The organism is Kitasatospora sp. NPDC101157, from assembly GCF_044768255.1.
Classification (GTDB): Bacteria; Actinomycetota; Actinomycetes; order Streptomycetales; family Streptomycetaceae; genus Kitasatospora.
Genome location: NZ_JBIWPL010000008.1, coordinates 259,385 through 277,056 on the forward strand (window position 1 = coordinate 259,385; position 17,672 = coordinate 277,056).

General features: G+C 73.4%; 12 protein-coding genes. All 12 read left to right on the forward strand.

Going from position 1 to position 17,672, the window contains the following annotated elements; genetic code table 11:
* Positions 1–46: 46 nt before the first annotated feature.
* On the forward strand, positions 47–571 hold the full coding sequence (locus tag ACIRVF_RS19875) for a TIGR00730 family Rossman fold protein (RefSeq protein ID WP_402819082.1): 525 nt from the start codon (positions 47–49) through the stop codon (positions 569–571).
* A gap of 13 nt (positions 572–584) precedes the next feature.
* Positions 585–1,274, forward strand: coding sequence for an SDR family oxidoreductase (locus tag ACIRVF_RS19880; protein ID WP_402819085.1), 690 nt, complete (start codon positions 585–587; stop codon positions 1,272–1,274).
* A gap of 48 nt (positions 1,275–1,322) precedes the next feature.
* A complete protein-coding gene (locus ACIRVF_RS19885; RefSeq protein ID WP_402819088.1) occupies positions 1,323–2,333 on the forward strand; it encodes a methionine synthase in 1,011 nt (336 codons plus the stop codon).
* 19 nt (positions 2,334–2,352) lie between these two features.
* Positions 2,353–4,641 carry an NAD-dependent DNA ligase LigA gene (gene ligA, locus ACIRVF_RS19890; RefSeq protein WP_402819091.1) on the forward strand — a complete coding sequence of 763 codons (2,289 nt, stop codon included), beginning with the start codon at positions 2,353–2,355 and terminating at the stop codon, positions 4,639–4,641.
* Positions 4,642–4,963: 322 nt separating this feature from the next.
* Positions 4,964–6,778, forward strand: a complete 1,815-nt coding sequence (locus ACIRVF_RS19895; RefSeq protein ID WP_402819094.1) for a putative bifunctional diguanylate cyclase/phosphodiesterase — start codon at positions 4,964–4,966, stop codon at positions 6,776–6,778.
* A 163-nt stretch (positions 6,779–6,941) separates the two neighbouring features.
* Positions 6,942–7,238: an Asp-tRNA(Asn)/Glu-tRNA(Gln) amidotransferase subunit GatC gene (gatC, locus tag ACIRVF_RS19900; protein WP_030057414.1), complete on the forward strand. Its 297-nt coding sequence runs from the start codon at positions 6,942–6,944 to the stop codon at positions 7,236–7,238.
* A gap of 14 nt (positions 7,239–7,252) precedes the next feature.
* Entirely contained in the window at positions 7,253–8,752 is a 1,500-nt protein-coding gene (gene gatA, locus ACIRVF_RS19905) for an Asp-tRNA(Asn)/Glu-tRNA(Gln) amidotransferase subunit GatA (protein ID WP_402819167.1), read from the forward strand.
* Entirely contained in the window at positions 8,749–9,009 is a 261-nt protein-coding gene (locus ACIRVF_RS19910) for a hypothetical protein (protein ID WP_402819097.1), read from the forward strand. Before gatA ends, ACIRVF_RS19910 begins: the two co-directional genes overlap by 4 nt.
* Positions 9,010–9,104: 95 nt before the next feature.
* A complete protein-coding gene (gene gatB, locus ACIRVF_RS19915) occupies positions 9,105–10,604 on the forward strand; it encodes an Asp-tRNA(Asn)/Glu-tRNA(Gln) amidotransferase subunit GatB (protein WP_402819170.1) in 1,500 nt (499 codons plus the stop codon).
* A gap of 263 nt (positions 10,605–10,867) precedes the next feature.
* Entirely contained in the window at positions 10,868–11,026 is a 159-nt protein-coding gene (locus ACIRVF_RS19920; RefSeq protein ID WP_396244693.1) for a hypothetical protein, read from the forward strand.
* Between the two features lie 134 nt (positions 11,027–11,160).
* Complete coding sequence (locus ACIRVF_RS19925) at positions 11,161–14,208, forward strand: helix-turn-helix transcriptional regulator (RefSeq protein ID WP_402819099.1); 3,048 nt, start codon at positions 11,161–11,163, stop codon at positions 14,206–14,208.
* 374 nt (positions 14,209–14,582) lie between these two features.
* Entirely contained in the window at positions 14,583–17,621 is a 3,039-nt protein-coding gene (locus ACIRVF_RS19930; protein ID WP_402819101.1) for a putative bifunctional diguanylate cyclase/phosphodiesterase, read from the forward strand.
* The last annotated feature ends 51 nt before the right edge of the window (positions 17,622–17,672 follow it).

Below are 17,672 nucleotides of genomic sequence, written 5' to 3' on the forward strand. Positions count from 1 at the left end.
ATACCGGTGAGCGGGGGCGGACGGGCGTGATAGACCAGACGGCACTATGAATATCTGCGTCTTCTGCTCCGCGTACTCGCTCGACGACCGCTACTCCGCCCCCGCCGCCGAGTTCGCCCGGCTCCTCGGGGAGGGCGGCCACACCCTGGTCTGGGGAGGCTCGAACGCCGGACTGATGGGGCTGCTCGCCGACGAGGTGAAGGCCGCCGGCGGCAAGCTCGTCGGAGTGCTGGTCGAGATGCTGAAGCACAAGGGGTACGTCGGCGCGGACGAGCTGGTGATGACCCGCGACCTCGCCGAGCGGAAGGCGGAGCTCGCGGCCCGCGCGGACGCCATCGTCGTCCTGGTCGGCGGGATGGGGACCCTGGACGAGGTCACCGAGGTGGTGGAGCTCAAGAAGCACGGGATGTTCGACAAGCCGGTCGTGGTCCTGGACACCGAGGGCTTCTACACGGGGCTGCGCACCCAGCTGGAGCGGATGGACGCCGAAGGCTTCCTGCCGCGCCCGCTCACCGAGCTGGTCACCTTCGCGGACACGCCCGCCGAGGTGTTCGCGCAGCTCAAGGCCTGAGAGGATCGGAACCATGGCCGCACATCTGATCACCGGCGCCGGTTCCGGCATCGGCGCCGTCCTGACCGCGAAGCTCGCCGAGCGCGGGGACGAGCTCTGGCTGCTCGCCCGTGACGCCCGCCGGGCCGCCGAGCTGCGCGACCGCTTCCCGGGCGCCCGGACCCTGGTCGGGGACCTCGGCGACCCCGGCAAGCTGTCCTGGGCGTTCGGGCACCAGGCGCTGCCCGTCGCCCTCGACTCGCTGCTGCACGTCGCGGGCGTGGTCGAACTCGGCCCGGTCGGCGACCTTCCGGTGAAGGCCTGGCAGGAGACGCTGAACGTCAACCTGCTCGCCCCCGCCGAGCTGACCCGCCTGCTGCTGCCCTCGCTGCGGCAGTCCAAGGGCCACGTGGTGTTCGTCAACTCCGGCGCGGGCCTCACCGCCCACGCGGAGTGGTCGGCGTACGCGGCCAGCAAGCACGGCCTGAAGGCGCTGGCCGACTCGCTGCGCCACGAGGAGCACGCCAACGGCGTCCGGGTCACCTCGGTCTACCCCGGCCGCACCGCCACCCCGATGCAGGCCAAGGTGCACCAGCAGGAGGGCAAGGAGTACGACGCCGACCGCTGGATCGAGCCGGAGTCCGTCGCGAAGGCCGTCCTCGCCGCCCTGGACGCCTCCCGGGACGCCGAGATCACCGACCTCACCGTCCGCCCGGGGCACTGAACGGGGCTCCGAGGAGCAGAGGCGGCGCCGCGCACTAGGCTCGGACGGGTGAGCACCGGACACCCCTTCCCCGACCTGCACGGCGCCGCCACCGGCGTCGGCTCGCTGCCCGGCACCGACGCCCGGGAGGCCGCCAGGACCTCCACCGGCGCGCTGGAGCACCTGCCGTTCCTGCCCGAGCTGCCCGCGCGCGGCCCGGGCGCCGACATGATCGGCCGCAGCGCCGGGCTGCTGGTCGAGCTGTTCGCGCAGACCGAGCCCAGCGGCTGGCGGTTCGCCGACCGCCCCGGCCGGGACACCCGCCGCGCCCACTCCTGGCTCGGCGAGGACCTGGACGCCCTGGAGGAGTTCACCCAGGGTTACCAGGGCGCGCTGAAGGTCCAGGCCGTCGGCCCGTGGACGCTGGCGGCGAACATCGAGCTCAAGCACGGCGAGAAGGCGCTCGCCGACCCCGGCGCCTGCCGGGACATCGCCGGCTCGCTCACCGAGGGCCTGCGCCGCCACCTCGCGGAGGTCCGCAAGCGGGTGCCGGGCGCGGAGGTGGTCCTCCAGCTGGACGAGCCCTCCCTGCCCGCCGTGCTGGCCGGGCAGGTGAGGACCGCCAGCGGCTTCCAGCGGCTGCGCGCCGTGGACCGGCAGGTCGCCGAGGAGGTGCTGCGGGAGCTGATCCGAGGCCTGGACGCGCCCGTCGTCGTGCACTCCTGCGCCCCGGACGTCCCGGTCCCGCTGCTGCGCCGGGCCGGGGTCGCCGGGATCTCGCTGGACTTCTCCCTCCTCACCGAGCGCCAGGACGACGACCTCGGCGAGGCGGTGGAGGGCGGCACGGTGATCCTCGCTGGTGTCGTCCCCGCCACTGACCAGGCGGTGTCCGACCCGGCCGGTAGTGTCCAGGGGGTCAGGACCTTGTGGCGCAGGCTCGGGTTCGCCCCGGAGCTGCTGGGCCGCCGCGTGCTGGTGACGCCGGCCTGCGGGCTGGCCGGGGCCTCCCCGGCGTACGCGCGCAGGGCGCTGTCGCTCGCGGCACGGGCGGCGCGGAGCCTGGTGGACAACCCGGAATGAGAACGTAGGAGGGCTTGCGGTGACGGCTGTCGAGGGCTGGGAGGACGTTCCGGCGGAGGTGCGCCGACGGCACGCCGAGCTGGCGCAGGAGATCACCGACCACCGCGCCCGGTACTACGAGCAGGACGCGCCGGTCGTCAGCGACGCCGAGTTCGACGCGCTGATGCGCGAGCTGGAGGCGATCGAGGCCGAGCACCCGGCCCTGGTGACGCCGGAGTCGCCGACCCAGCGGGTCGGCGGCGCCCCCACCGCGCTGTTCGCCGCGGTCGAGCACCGCGAGCGCCTGCTCAGCCTCGACAACGCCATGGACGACGAGGAGTTGAGCGCCTGGGCGGACCGGGTCGCCACCGAGCTGCACGGCATCGACTACCACTACCTGTGCGAGCTCAAGGTGGACGGTCTGGCCGTCAACCTCACCTACGAGAACGGCCAGTTGGTGCAGGCGGCGACCCGTGGCGACGGCCGGGTCGGCGAGGACATCACCGCCAACATCCGCACCATCAAGGAGATCCCGCACCGGCTCAAGGGCGACCACGTGCCCGAGCTGGTGGAGATCCGCGGCGAGGTCTACTTCCCGACCGAGGAGTTCCTCGCGCTCAACGCCTCCTTCTCGGAGGAGAACGAGCGCCGCCGGCAGGAGAACGAGCAGCGCGCCAAGGAGGGCAAGCGGCCCCGGGCGATGATCCGGCTCTTCATGAACCCCCGCAACGCGGCCGCCGGTTCGCTGCGCCAGAAGGACCCGCACGTCACCGCCTCCCGCCCGCTGCACATGGTGGTGCACGGCATCGGCGCCCGGGTCGGCTTCGACATCGACAACCAGTCGCACGCCTACCGGCTCCTGCACGACTGGGGCCTGCCCACCGCCCGGCACAACAAGGTGGTCGGGAGCCTGGCCGAAGTCCGGGCCTTCATCAAGCACTTCGGCGAGCAGCGGCACTCGGTCGAGCACGAGATCGACGGCGTCGTGGTCAAGGTGGACGAGATCGCCCTGCAGGGCCGGCTCGGCACCACCTCCAAGTCCCCGCGCTGGGCGATCGCCTGGAAGTACCCGCCGGAGGAGGTGACCGGCAAGCTCGCCGAGATCAAGGTCGGCATCGGCCGCACCGGCCGGGCCACCCCGTACGCGGTGCTGGCCGAACCGGTGAAGGTGGCCGGTTCGATGGTGCAGTACGCGACGCTGCACAACCAGGAGATCGTCAAGGCCAAGGACGTGCTGCTGGGCGACACCGTGGTGCTGCGCAAGGCCGGCGACGTCATCCCGGAGATCCTCGGCCCGGTCTACGACCTGCGGGACGGCACCGAGCAGGCCTTCGTGATGCCCTCGCACTGCCCGGAGTGCGGCACCGAGCTGCGTCCGATGTCCGAGGGGGACATCGACCTGCGCTGCCCCAACGCCCAGCACTGCCCGGCCCAGATCCGGGAGCGGATCGCCTTCCTCGGCGGGCGCTCCTGCCTGGACGTCGAGGGGCTCGGGTACGTCGCGGCCACCGCGCTGACCCAGCCGCTGGAGCCGGCCGAGGCGCCGGTGCGCAACGAGGGAGACGTCTTCGGGCTGACGGAGGAGCAGCTGCTGCCGATCAAGGTGCTGGTGCGCGACCAGAAGACCGGCATGCCCAAGCTGGACGACCGGACCGGCAAGGAGAAGGAGGTGTTCTTCTTCGCGACCACCAAGGGCGAGCCGAAGAAGTCGCTCCGGGCCCTGCTGGACAACCTGGAGGGGGCGAAGGAGCGTCCGCTGTGGCGCTTCCTCAACGGGCTGTCGATCCGGCACGTCGGCCCGGTCGCCGCCCAGGAGCTGGCCCGGGAGTTCCGTGACCTGGACCGGATCTTCTCGGCCACCGAGGGGGAGCTGGCCGCGGTCGAGGGCGTCGGTCCGACCATCGCCCGCTCGATCAAGGAGTGGTTCGAGGAGGAGTGGCACCGGGACATCCTGGAGAAGTGGCGCGCCGCGGGCGTCCGCTTCACCGAGGAGTTCGCGGACGAGGAGGCGGCGGAGCGCCCGCTGGAGGGCCTGACGGTGGTCGTGACGGGGACGCTGTCCGGCCACACCCGGGACGGCGCCAAGGAGGCGCTGACCTCGCGTGGAGCGAAGGTGACCGGTTCGGTTTCGAAGAAGACCGATTTTGTGGTCGTCGGTGACAACCCGGGGTCCAAGTACGACAAGGCAGTTCAGCTCGGACTGCCCGTCCTGGACGACGCGGGCTTCGCCGTGCTGCTGGCCGACGGACCGTCGGCGGCCCGCGCCCACCTGGGACTTCCGGAGCCCGAGGAGGCCGCCGGGCCGGCCGGCGTCCCCGCCGAGGGCTGATCCGGAGCGGACCCGAGCGGCCGGTGGCCGGAACCGGGTTGTTATCGTCCTGATGCAACGTCACCGGGTGCCGTGCAGTGAAAGCGGGCATTGTGTCACTGTGTGACACCCGGGCGCGGTGGCGCGTTTCCGGTTGTCCGAAAGTCTGCCCACCGGGTGGACCCCGGCATACCCTGGAGCGCAACAGAGTGTCAGCAGGGGTGGGGGCACCGGCTGAGCCGGTGCTCCTCGGGGTCGCTCCATGCCCGGCAGCTGTCGGTACCAGCACGGTGCCTCACCGTAAGGCGGCCTGACGGGGCGGGCCCGACGGAGGACAGGGCTTATGGATCGTACGACCGGCGGCGCGCCCACACGCCCGCCGCAGGGGGTGGCGGGTGCGGTCCTGCTGCTCGGCGTGCTGCTGGCCGGAGCCGCGCCGCTCATCCCGCTGGCCGTCCTGGTCTACCGGTACGAACCCGAACTGCTGCCGCTGTTCGCGGTGCCGCTGGCCGTCCTGGTGGCGGCCTGGCGGATCGCCCGGGACCGCGCCCGCGACCAGCTGACCGACCCGCTGACGGACCTGCCCAACCGTCAGGCCTTACTGCTGGCCGCCCAGGAGGCGATCGTCGAGCGCGAGGAGGGCTACAGCGTCGGTCTCATCCTGCTCGACCTCGATCGGTTCCGATCACTCAATGACACACTCGGTCACACGGCGGGTGACCGGCTGCTGGTTCACATCGCCCGCCGACTCCACCGGGCGCTGCGCTCCGGCGGCCCGGCCGGCAGCGCCACCCGGGAGTCCATCGACGACGTCTTCGCCGGCCTGCCCCGGCACTACCGTCGCGGCCGCCCGATGGTGGCCCGGATGGGCGGCGACGAGTTCGCCGTCCTGATGCCCGGCATCAACTGCCCCGACAGCCTGGAGCGGGTGGCCAAGGCGCTGATCGCCGAACTCGCCGCGCCGATCCGCCTGGACGGGCTGCTGCTGGTGCTGGAGGCCAGCGCCGGCGTCTGCGTCTACCCGCAGGGCGCCCAGGACGCCGAGTCGCTGCTGCGCCGCGCCGACGTGGCGATGGGCCACGCCCAGCGCGAGTGCAGCGGGGTGGCCCAGTACGACGAGACCCAGGACGCCGACACCCCGTACCGGATCGGCCTGCTCGGGGACCTGCGCCGGGCCCTGGAGACCGGCGAGGTGCAGTTGCACTACCAGCCGAAGGTGGCCTTCGACGGCCGGGTGGTCGGCCTGGAGGCGCTGCTGCGCTGGGAGCGGCCCGGGCAGGGGAGGGTCTCGCCGGACGAGTTCGTCGGGCTCGCCGAGTCCAGCGGCCTGATGCCCCGGCTCACCGACTACGTGCTGGAGGCGGCGGTGGGCCAGCTGGCCTACTGGCGCGACCAGGGCCTGCAGGTGCAGGTCGCGGTCAACGTCTCACCGCGCGACGTGCTCAACCCCGGCTTCGCCCAGCGCGTCGCGGGGCACCTGGTCCGCCACCAGGTGCCGGCCCACGCGCTCCAGCTGGAGATCACCGAGCGGCTGCTGCTGGACGACTCCCGGCGAGCCGCCGACACCCTGGCCGAGCTGCGCGGCTACGGCGTGGGGATGTCCCTGGACGACTTCGGCACCGGCCACTCCTCGCTGGTGCGGCTGCGCAGCCTGCCGGTCGGCGAGCTGAAGATCGACCGCTCCTTCGTCTCCCGGATGGTCGCCGACGACCACGACGCGGCGGTGGTCCGCTGCTCGGTGGAGCTGGCCCACTCGCTCGGCCTGACCGTGGTCGCCGAGGGCGTCGAGGACGACGAGACCTGGGAGCGGCTGCACCGCATGGGCGTGGACGCCGTCCAGGGCTGGCTGGTGTCGGCCGCGCTGCCCGCCGAGCAGGCCACCGCCTGGCTGCGGGTGCACCGCACCACCGGCGCCCCGCCCGTGGAGCGCCTGGGTGCCCCGCCGCAGCTCCCCTCGATCATCAAGCCGGTCGCCCAGCCCTCCGCGATCAAGCCGGCGGTCCAGCCCGCGGCGCGGCCGCCGGTGCTGCCGCCGACCCTCCCGCCGGTGCTGCCGCCGGCCGTCCAGGCCGTGCAGCGCAGCCAGGCGCTCCCGGCCGCGCCGCTGGGCATCACGGCGCCCGGCACCCAGGGTTGGGCCCGTACCGGGCCCCAGTGACCCGGCTGCGCGGTTACTCGTTGGCCGGTGGCCGGGTCGGGCCCCATAGGATGGGGTCCAAAGACCACGAGGACGGAGCGCCGAACCCGGCTGCTCCTGCCCGGGCCCGGCACCGCCGCAGGCGTCGCCGGGTCTCACCAGAACTCACCCTGAGGATCGCTGCATGCCTGGCATCACGCGCGAGGAGGTCGCCCACCTCGCCCGGCTGTCGCGTCTTGAGCTGAAGCCCGAAGAGCTGGACCACTTCGCCGAGCAGCTCGACGTGATCATCGGCGCGGTCGCCCGCGTTTCCGAGGTCGCCGGACAGGACGTCCCGCCGACCTCCCACCCGCTGCCGCTGACCAACGTCATGCGCGCGGACGAGGTGCGGCCGTCGCTCACCCCGGAGCAGGCGCTGTCCGGCGCCCCCGCCGCCGAGGAGCAGCGTTTCCGTGTGCCGCAGATCCTCGGGGAGGACTGACCGAGATGACCGAGATGATCCCCACGTCGATCATTAAGTGGACGGCCGCCGACACCGCCGGCGCCATCGCCAAGGGCGAGGTGTCCGCCGTCGAGGTCGCCCAGGCGCACCTGGACCGCATCGAGGCCGTCGACAAGAAGGTCAACGCCTTCCTGCACGTCGACACGGAGGGCGCGCTGGCCGCCGCCCGGGCCGTCGACGAGAAGCGCGCCAAGGGCGAGGAGCTGGGCCCGCTGGCCGGCGTCCCGCTCGCGCTCAAGGACGTCTTCACCACCAAGGGCATCCCGACCACCTGTGGGTCGAAGATGCTGGAGGGCTGGATCCCGCCCTACGACGCCACTCTGACCAGCCGTCTCAAGGACGCCGGCGTCGTCATCCTCGGCAAGACCAACATGGACGAGTTCGCGATGGGCTCCTCCACCGAGAACTCCGCCTACGGCCCGACCGGCAACCCGTGGGACCTCACCCGCATCCCCGGCGGCTCCGGCGGCGGTTCGGCCGCCGCGCTGGCCGCCTTCGAGGCCCCCCTGGCGATCGGCACCGACACCGGCGGCTCGATCCGCCAGCCCGGCGCCGTCACCGGCACCGTCGGCGTCAAGCCGACCTACGGCTCGGTGTCGCGCTACGGCCTGGTCGCCTTCTCCAGCAGCCTGGACCAGGGCGGCCCGTGCGCCCGGACGGTGCTCGACGCGGCGCTGCTGCACGAGGCCATCGCCGGGCACGACCCGCTGGACTCCACCTCGATCGACGCGCCCGTCCCGGCCGTGGTCGAGGCCGCGAAGATGCGCGACATCCGCGGCATGCGGATCGGCGTCGTCAAGGAGTTCGCCGGCGAGGGCTACCAGGCCGGCGTGATGCAGCGCTTCAACGAGTCGGTGGAGGTGCTGCGCGAGCTGGGCGCCGAGGTCGTCGAGGTGTCCTGCCCGTCCTTCACCCTGGCGCTGCCGGCGTACTACCTGATCGCCCCGTCGGAGTGCTCCTCCAACCTGGCCCGCTTCGACGCCATGCGCTACGGCCTGCGGGTCGGCGACGACGGCTCGCGCTCGGCCGAGGAGGTCACCGCGCTGACCCGCGAGGCCGGCTTCGGCGACGAGGTCAAGCGCCGCATCATCCTGGGCACCTACGCCCTCTCCTCGGGCTACTACGACGCCTACTACGGCTCGGCCCAGAAGGTGCGCACGCTGATCTCGCGCGACTTCGACGCCGCCTTCGCCGGTGTGGACGTCCTGGTCTCGCCGACCACGCCGACCACCGCCTTCCCGATCGGTGAGCGCGCCGACGACCCGATGGCGATGTACCTGGCCGACCTGTGCACGATTCCGTCGAACCTGGCGGGCAACGCGGCCATGTCGCTGCCGGTCGGCCTGGCCCCGGAGGACAATCTCCCGGTCGGCCTGCAGATCATCGCTCCCGCGATGGCGGACGACCGCCTGTACCGAGTGGGCGGCGCCGTCGAGGCCGCACTCAACGACAAGTGGGGGCACACCCTGCTGGAGGAGGTACCGGCACTGTGAGCAAGATCGAAAAGGCCAAGGCCCAGTCCGCTTCGCTCAAGGGCTTCAAGCACAGCAAGCCCGGCCTCTGGCTGTCCATCGGCACCAGCGCCTTCGGCGCGATCTCCGTCGTCAAGGACGTCCGCAAGGCCCGCGAGGAGAACGACACCCTCAAGCTGGTCAACGCCCTGGTCGGCGCCGCCGCGCTGATCACCGGCACCGCCCTGCTGGTGCGGGAGCTCCGTCAGCTGGGCTCCGACGACGTGCTGCTGGGCTGAGCCGAGCCGAGTGCCCCGGCCCGGCCCCGCGCCACGCGGCGGCCGGGCCCGTACCTCCCGAGTCTTCAGAATTGAGAAGGGACGCTGTGAGCGTCATGAACCTGGTCTCCTACGAGGACGCTCTCGCGTCGTACGACCCGGTGATGGGCCTTGAGGTCCACGTCGAGCTCGGTACCAAGACCAAGATGTTCTGCGGTTGCTCGACCGAGCTGGGCGCCGAGCCGAACAGCCAGACCTGCCCGACCTGCCTGGGCCTGCCCGGCTCGCTGCCGGTGGTCAACGCGGTGGGCGTGGAGTCCGCGGTCAAGATCGGCCTGGCGCTGAACTGCGAGATCGCCGAGTGGTGCCGGTTCGCGCGGAAGAACTACTTCTACCCGGACATGCCCAAGAACTTCCAGACCTCGCAGTACGACGAGCCGATCGCCTTCAACGGCTACCTCGACGTGCAGCTGGAGGACGGCTCGACCTTCCGCGTGGAGATCGAGCGCGCCCACATGGAGGAGGACACCGGCAAGTCCAGCCACGTCGGCGGCGCCACCGGCCGCATCCACGGGGCCACCCACTCGCTGCTCGACTACAACCGGGCCGGCATCCCGCTGATCGAGATCGTCACCAAGCCGATCGTCGGCGCCGGCGAGCGCGCCCCCGAGGTCGCCAAGGCGTACGTCGCCGAGCTGCGCGAGCTGATCAAGTCCCTGGGCGTCTCCGAGGCCCGGATGGACAAGGGCCAGATGCGCTGCGACGTCAACCTGTCGCTGCGCCCGCACGGCACCGAGACCTTCGGCACCCGTTCCGAGACCAAGAACGTCAACTCGCTGCGCAGCGTGGAGCGGGCCGCCCGGTTCGAGATCCAGCGCCACGCCACCGTGCTGACCGACGGCGGCACCATCGTCCAGGAGACCCGCCACTTCCACGAGGACGACGGCACCACCACCTCGGGCCGGATCAAGGACAACGCCGAGGACTACCGCTACTTCCCGGAGCCGGACCTGGTGCCGGTGGCCCCCTCCCGCGAGTGGGTCGAGGAGCTGCGCGCCGCGCTGCCGGAGCTGCCGCGGGTGCGTCGCGCCCGGCTGCAGGCCGAGTGGGGCCTGTCCGACAAGGACATGCAGTCCGTGCTCAACGCCGGTGCGGTCGAGCCGATCCAGGAGACCATCGCGGCCGGTGCCCCGGCCGACCAGGCCCGCAAGTGGTGGATGGGCGAGCTGGCCCGCCGCGCCAACGAGACCGGCACCGAGCTGACCGAGCAGCCGATCACCCCGGTGCAGGTCGCCCGGGTCACCGCGCTGGTCGCCGAGGGCAAGCTGAACGACAAGCTGGCCCGTCAGGTCATCGAGGCCGTGCTGGCCGGCGAGGGCGAGCCGGACGAGGTCGTCGAGAAGCGCGGCCTGGCCGTGGTCTCGGACGACTCCGCCCTGGGCGCGGCCGTCGACCAGGCGATCGCCGAGAACGAGGCCGTCGCCGCCAAGATCCGCGACGGCAAGGTCGCGGCCGTGGGCGCGCTGGTCGGCGCGGTCATGAAGGCCACCCGTGGCCAGGCGGACGCCGCCCGGGTCAAGGATCTGATCCTTGAGAAGCTGGGCGTCTCCGCCTGAGCGGACGAGAGCTGTCGGGGTCCTGGGCGGTCAAGCCCGCCTTCCTAAGGCATCTAAGGCGTCTAAGGCCCCCTAAGTAAGGCCTAAGGCCCTGTCTCACCTATGTATCTAGGTGAGGCAGGGCCTTAAACCTTTTTTGGGCCCCCATCTAAGGCATCGGGCCTTCGGAAGATGGGGCACGCTCCCGATGTGGCACCCCCCTCTGGGGGAGGAAGCTCTTACTCGTCAGGGAAACGAAGGCGAAACCCGAAGGGGAACCCGAAGTGATCGAGTACCAGCTCATCCAGCAGCAGGCCCACGAGCTCGAACTGCGCGCCGAGCACGAGCGCCTGGTCCGCGAGGCCAAGGAGGCCCGTCGCCTCCGCCGCCGCCCGGTGGCCGCCCGCTTCCAGCGGCGCCCCGTGCGTCAGCCGGAATGCTGACGGTGCGGCACCTCGACGGTGCCGAAGGAGTTCCGGAGGGGGAGGCGCCGCGGGAGAGCGCCTCCCCCTCCGGGCGTTCGCCGGGGGAGATAACCCCTCTCACCGGCGGCTCCGGCTATGGCATGCTCGCCTCCATGCAGCAGATATCGGTCAGTCCCGTCTTCGTCGGCCGCGGCAGCGAGATCACCGAACTGACCGACGCGCTGCGCCGTGCGGGCACCGGCAGCCCGCAGGCCGTGCTGATCGGCGGCGAGGCCGGCATCGGCAAGACCCGGCTGCTGGAGGAGTTCCTCCAACGGGCCTGCGACGGCGGAGCGGTCACCACGCTCGGCAGCTGTCTGGAGGTCGGCGCCGAGGGGCTGCCGTACGCTCCGCTGGCCGCCGCGCTGCGCCGGCTGCACCGCTCGCTGGGCGCCGAGTTCGAGGCCGCGGCGGCCGGCAGCGAGGGCCACCTCGCCCGGCTGCTCTCCGAGTTCGGCGAGGCGGACGGCGAACCCAACGACGAGTACGGCCGGGCCCGACTGTTCGAGCACACCGCGAGACTGTTCGAACGGTTCGGCGCGGACCGTACCCTCGTCCTCGCCGTCGAGGACCTGCACTGGTCCGACCGCTCCACCCGGGAACTGCTCGCCTTCCTGGTGCGCACCCTGCACCGCTCCCGGGTGCTGCTGGTCGCCACCTACCGCACCGACGACCTGCACCGCCGCCACCCGCTGCGCCCCTTCCTGGCCGAACTCGAACGGCTGCGCACCGTCCAGCGGCTGGAGCTGGAACGTTTCGGCCGCCGCGAGGTCGCGGCCCAGCTGGCCGGCATCCTCGGCACCGCGGCCCCCGACCGCCAGCTGGTGGACCGCATCCTGCGCCGCTCGGAGGGCAACCCGTTCTTCGTCGAGGAGCTGGCCACCGCCTTCGAGGACGGCTGCGGTGCCGGGCTGACCGACTCGCTGCGGGACATCCTGCTGGTCCGGGTCGAGGGGCTGGACGAGGAGGCCCAGCGGGTGGTGCGGATCGCCGCCGAGGGCGGCTCGCACGTCGAACACGCCCTGCTGGCCGCCGTCCTGGAGGATGACGAGGAGGCGCTGATCGAGGCGCTGCGGGCGGCCGTCGGCGCCAACATCCTGCGCCCGGACAGCGAGGGCGAGGGCTACCGCTTCCGGCACGCGCTGGTCCGCGAGGCGGTCTCGGACGACCTGCTGCCCGGCGAGCGGCACCGGATCAACCGCAAGTTCGCGCTCGCCGTGGAGGCCCGGCCGCAGCTCGTCCCCGCCGATGCGCTGCCCGCCCGGCTGGCCAACTACTGGTACCACGCGCACGACCCGGCGCGTGCCCTGCCGACGGCCCTGGACGCCGCCCGAGCGGCCCGGCGCCGCAACGCCTTCGCCGAGCAACTCGGCATGCTGGAGCGTGCCCTGGAGCTGTGGGACCAGGTCTCCGAGGACGTCCTGGCGCACACCCTGCGCCCGTACGACTGGGCCGAGACCTACCCGCCCGGCTCCTGCGACCACAGCCCGGCCGGCGCCGAGTGCGACCGGATCCAGCTGGTCGACGTGCTGGCCGAGGCGGTGGTCGCGGCCCGGCGCTGCGGCGACCGGGAGCGCGGCCTGAGCCTGGCCAAGCGCGGTCTGCGGCTGGTCGACGAGGCGGAGCACCCGGTGCGCTCGGCCTGGTTCCGGATCAACCGGGCCCGGATGCTGGGCAACCTGCGCCGCTCCGGCGACGACGAGGAGATCGCCCGCGCCCACCGGCTGGTGGACGGCCTGCCGCCGTCCGCCGTGCAGGCCGAGGTGTTCGCCCTGGCCGCCGGGGTCGCGGTGGTCAGGTCGCCCCGCCTCGAACACCTGGAACTGGCCGAGCGGGCGATCCGGATCGCCGAACAGGTCGGCGCGCACTCGGTCGAGGTGCACGCCCGGATGACCCTCGGCAGCCTGCGCTACGACCTCCTGGGCGACGCCGAGGGCGGGCTGGCCGAGCTGACCGCGGCGGTCGAGCGCGCCCGGCAGCTGGGCGTGCCGGACCTCCTGCTGCGCGGCATCAACAACCTGGCCAGCATGCAGCGCGGACTGGGCCGGGCCGAGGAGGCCGTCCGGCTGGCCCGGGAGGGCCTGGAGTACGCGGACGGCAACGGGCTGCAGCGCAACATCGGCAACATCCTGACCGGCAACCTGGTGGAGGCGCTGGCCGACCTCGGGCGGGTCCGGGAGGCCGAGGAGCTGCTCGCCGCCAGCGAGCTGATCGGCCTGCCCGGCTCCCACGCCGAGTTCCTGGACCGGATGCGCGGTGACCTCGCCCTGCTGCGGGGGGACTTCGCCGCCGCGGCGACGCTGCTGGCCCAGGCCCGGGCGGCGAACCGGGTCGGCCAGGCACAGCACAGCGTGCCGATCAGCCTGCTGGCCGTGCGGCTCGCCGCGTACGGCGGGCGGCCGTTGGACGCCCGGGCCGAATTCCTCGCCGCGCTCGCCGAGGAGGGGCGGCTCGGCTACGACTCCGACGTCTACCCGCTGCTGGTGGAGGCCGCCGGGGTGGAGGCGGACAGCCTGGGGCTGCCGGAGGCCGAGGCGGGGCGGGCCGAGGTGCTGGCCGCGATCGCCGCCGCGGCCGCCGATCTGCGGCCCCAGTCGCCGCTGCACCACGGCTGGTGCAGGCTGCTGGAGGCCGAACTGGCCCGCGCCGCGGCGGCGGACACGCCGGAGCAGTGGGCGCGGGCGGTCACCGAGCTGCGGCCGACCGGCCTGCCGTACCCGCTGGCCCTCGCGCTGCTGCGCGGCGCCGAGGCGCAGGTGCGGGCCGGCCGACGGGACACCGCGACCGAACTGCTGCGCGAGGCGGCCGAACTGGCGGACGCCCGGGGCGACCGGCCGCTCGGGGCGCAGATCGCCGCCCTGGCGGAGCGGGCCGGGCTCACCCTGACCCCGGCCGCGCGCCCGGCCGCCGGGGCCGCCCCGGTGCCGGCCGTCGGGGAGTCCTTCGGGCTCACCCCCCGTGAGCGGGACGTGCTCCGGTTGCTCGCGCGGGGGTGGACCAACCGGCAGATCGCCGAGGAGCTGTACATCTCTCCGAAGACCGCAAGCGTGCACGTGTCCAACATCCTCGGCAAGCTCGACGTCGGCGGCCGGGGCGAGGCGGCCGCGCTGGCCCACCGGTTGCGGCTGTTCCCCGACGACCTGGTCCCCTCGGGACGGTGAACCCGCAGGTCGCCGACCGTACCCGTACGGTCGGCGACCAGGGCGGCCGCGGGGGCGGGCGCCGTCGCGTGCTCCCGTGCGCGCCGCGTGAGCCCCTGCCCGCGCGCCGCCGCCAACCGGGCCCCTCGGTCGGAATCGGGTGCATTTCCCCGCTCTGTCGCCATTACTCTAAGTTGAGTGTGCGTGTCATTGAGTGACGGATTTGGTGTAGGGTCCCGAACGGGAGCATCGGTGCGGTGCGGCGGTCGGAAGGCCGTCCACCCCCTGGGCCGCCGTCCTGACGGGGCGCCAGGCCACCGCGTACGGCCGAGAGGTGCGCGGCCGGTGGTCCGTGGCCGGGGCGCCAGGCCCCGGGCCGGAGGGGGAGAGGCCGAGTGAGCTCCACCGATACGGTGCTGCCCGGATCCGGACGACCGGGCGCGCCGCCTGCCGACACGTCCGCCGCCGAGCCGCCGGCGCCCGCCGGCCGCGGCCCGCTGCGCCGGCTCCGGGAGAGCCGCACGCTGCCCGGGCTCGCCCTCGGCGGGCTCTGCCTGGCCTATGCGCTGGGCGCCGCCGCCGGCTGGGGATCGCCCCAACTCTCCATCTTCATGGGCGACTTCGGTCTGGCCGCGGCCGCCCTCGCGGCCGCCCTGTCCTGTCTGGTGTACGGCTGCACGGTCGGCGGCCACGCCCGCCCGGCCTGGCTGCTGTTCGGCCTCTCCTCGTCCATGGTCTCCCTCGGCAACGGCGCCTGGGGCTGGTACGAACTGGTCGTGCGGACCCAGCCGCCGCGGGACTCGCTCGCCGACTACGCCTTCCTGCTGTTCGCCCCGCTCGCCATCACCGGCGTGCTGGTGCTCGCCCAGCACCCCCGCTCGGCGGCCGGCTGGCTGTGCCTGCTGCTCGACGGCTGGCTGATCGCCGGCTCGCTGTTCACCCTCAGCTGGAGCCTGGCGCTCGGCCGGATCGCGGCCGGCGAGAGCGGCTCCCCGCTGCGGCTGGCCCTCAACCTGGCCTATCCGGTGCTGGACATCCTGCTGGTCAGCCTGGTGGTGGGGCTGCGCTTCAGCGGCCGGGACGGCAACCGGGCCGCCGTGCACACCGCGATGCTCGCGCTCGCCGTGACCGTGACCTGCGACGCCCTGTTCACCTCCCCGGAACTGCACAGCACCTACCACTCCGGCGAACTGCTGGACGCGGGCTGGTTCTCCGGCAGCCTGCTGCTCGCCTGGGCGCCGTGGTCCCCGCGCCGGCGCCGCCCGCTGCGCGAGCACCCCTCGGCCGGCGGGCTGCCGCGCCGCCGGGTGGCCACCACCTTCAGCGCGCTGACCCCGTACGCGGCCGCCGCGGTGTGCACCGCCGGAATCCTCTACAACGCCCTCGGCGGGCGGCAGTTGGACCGCGTGGTGGCCGCGGCCGCCTGCACCGTCGGGCTGGCACTGATCCTCAGGCAAGGCGTGATGCTGCTCGACAACCTGTCGCTGGCCCAGGAACTCGCCCACAAGGAGGCGCACTTCCGCTCCCTGGTGCAGGGGTCCAGCGACGTCATCATGATCGCCGGGGCCAACGGCGTGCTCTCGTACGTCTCCCCGGCGGCGCTCGGCGTCTACGGGCGGGACCCGGAGGAACTGGTCGGCGGCAACCTGCTGGACCTGGTCCATCCCGAGGACGTCGGCCGGGTGCTCTCCGAGGTCCGCCGCTACCTCGCGCGGGTCCGGCTGGCCGCCCACCGCACCCCGGGCACCGTCGAGGCCTCGGCCCGGGTGGAGTGCCGGATCAGCTCCGGCGTGGGCGAGTGGCTGCACGTCGAGTCGACGGTCAGCCGGCACCGCGACGGCCTGCTGCTCAACAGCCGGGACGTCACCGAACGCGTCATGCTCCAGGCCCAGCTGCAGCACAACGCCTTCCACGACCCGCTCACCGACCTGCCCAACCGCGCGCTGTTCGCCCAGCGGCTGCGCGCCGCCCTCGGCAGCCGCGGCCAGCAGGGCGGGACGGGCGCCGGCATCGCCGTGCTCTTCCTCGACCTGGACGGCTTCAAGGCGGTCAACGACACCGCCGGCCACCAGGTCGGCGACGAACTGCTGGTGCAGGCCGCCCGCCGGCTGCAGGGCGCCGTCCGCTGCGGGGACACCGTCGCCCGGTTCGGCGGCGACGAGTTCGCCGCGCTGGTCTGCGGTCCGCTCGGCCGGCTGCAGGTCCAGGAGCTGGCCGAGCGGCTGCGGATCGCGCTCTCCGAGCCGTACTGGATCGGCGGCGTCGAACTCGGCGTCGCCGCCAGCATCGGCATCGCCTTCGGGACCCCCGAACGCGGCCCGGCCGCCGACCCGAGAGCCGCCGCCGACGAGCTGATGCGCAACGCCGACCTCGCGATGTACCGGGCCAAGTCCGAGGGCAAGGGCCGGGTGGTGCTCTACGCCCCCGCGATGCGCGCCGACCTGGAGCGCCGCACCGAGTTGGAGGAGCGGCTGCGGGTGGCCGTCCGGGAGGGCGGCTTCACCCTGCTCCACCAGCCGGTCGTGGACCTCGTGAGCGGTGCGGTGACCGCCGTCGAGGCCCAGGCCCGCTGGCGCTCGGCGGGCGGCCTGCTGCTCACCCCGGCCGAGTTCCTCCGCTCGACCGAACACGGCGACGCGGCCACCCGGTTCTCCCGCTGGCTGGTGCAGGAGGCGGTCACGGCCGCCGCCGACCGGCGCGCGGTGTCCGGCCGGGGCCGCGGCGGTGTGCCGCTGCCCGTCCCGGTGGCCGTCCGGCTCTCCGCCGAGCGGCTCTGCTCACCCGGCCTGTACGAGACGGTGGCCGCGGCGCTGCGCGACACCGGGCTGCCGGCCGGCGAGCTGGTGATCGAGGTGGCCCGGATGGGTCCGGACCGGCTCGCCGACGAACTCGGCCGCCGGCTGACCGCCCTGCGCGGACTCGGCGTCTCCACCTGGCTGGCCGGCTACGGCGCCGGCGGCGGCTCGCTGGGCGCGCTCGCCCGGCTGCCGCTCGACGGGCTCAAGCTGGACCGCACGCTGGTCCAGGGCCTCGGCGACTCCGCGCTCAGCCGCACCCTGGCCGGACACGCCCTGCGGCTCGGCCGGGACCTCGGGATGGCCACCGCCGCCGACGGGGTGGACCTGCCCCGGCAGATCGCCGCGCTCCAGGAGCTGGGCTGCCGGCTGGCCCAGGGCTCGGCCTTCGCCCCGCCGCTGGACGAGACCCGGCTGCGCCGGGCGCTGGCCCGCCGCGGCTACCCGCTGCCCAAGCCGCTCGGCACGCTGTCCGCCCGTCGCGCCCACCTCGCCGCGGACACCCGTACGAGTGGCCGACCGGACGCCGGGGGAGGGCGTGTCCCACATCACCACGGGGCCTCCGACCTGCCCGAACACCCGGCCGCCGCCGGTCCGGCAGCCGGTCCGCATGGCGAGACGGTCATCCCACCTGCTTGACACGCCACCCCGGACGGGAGGAAGGTCGTTGCCATGCGCACCCGAATTCTC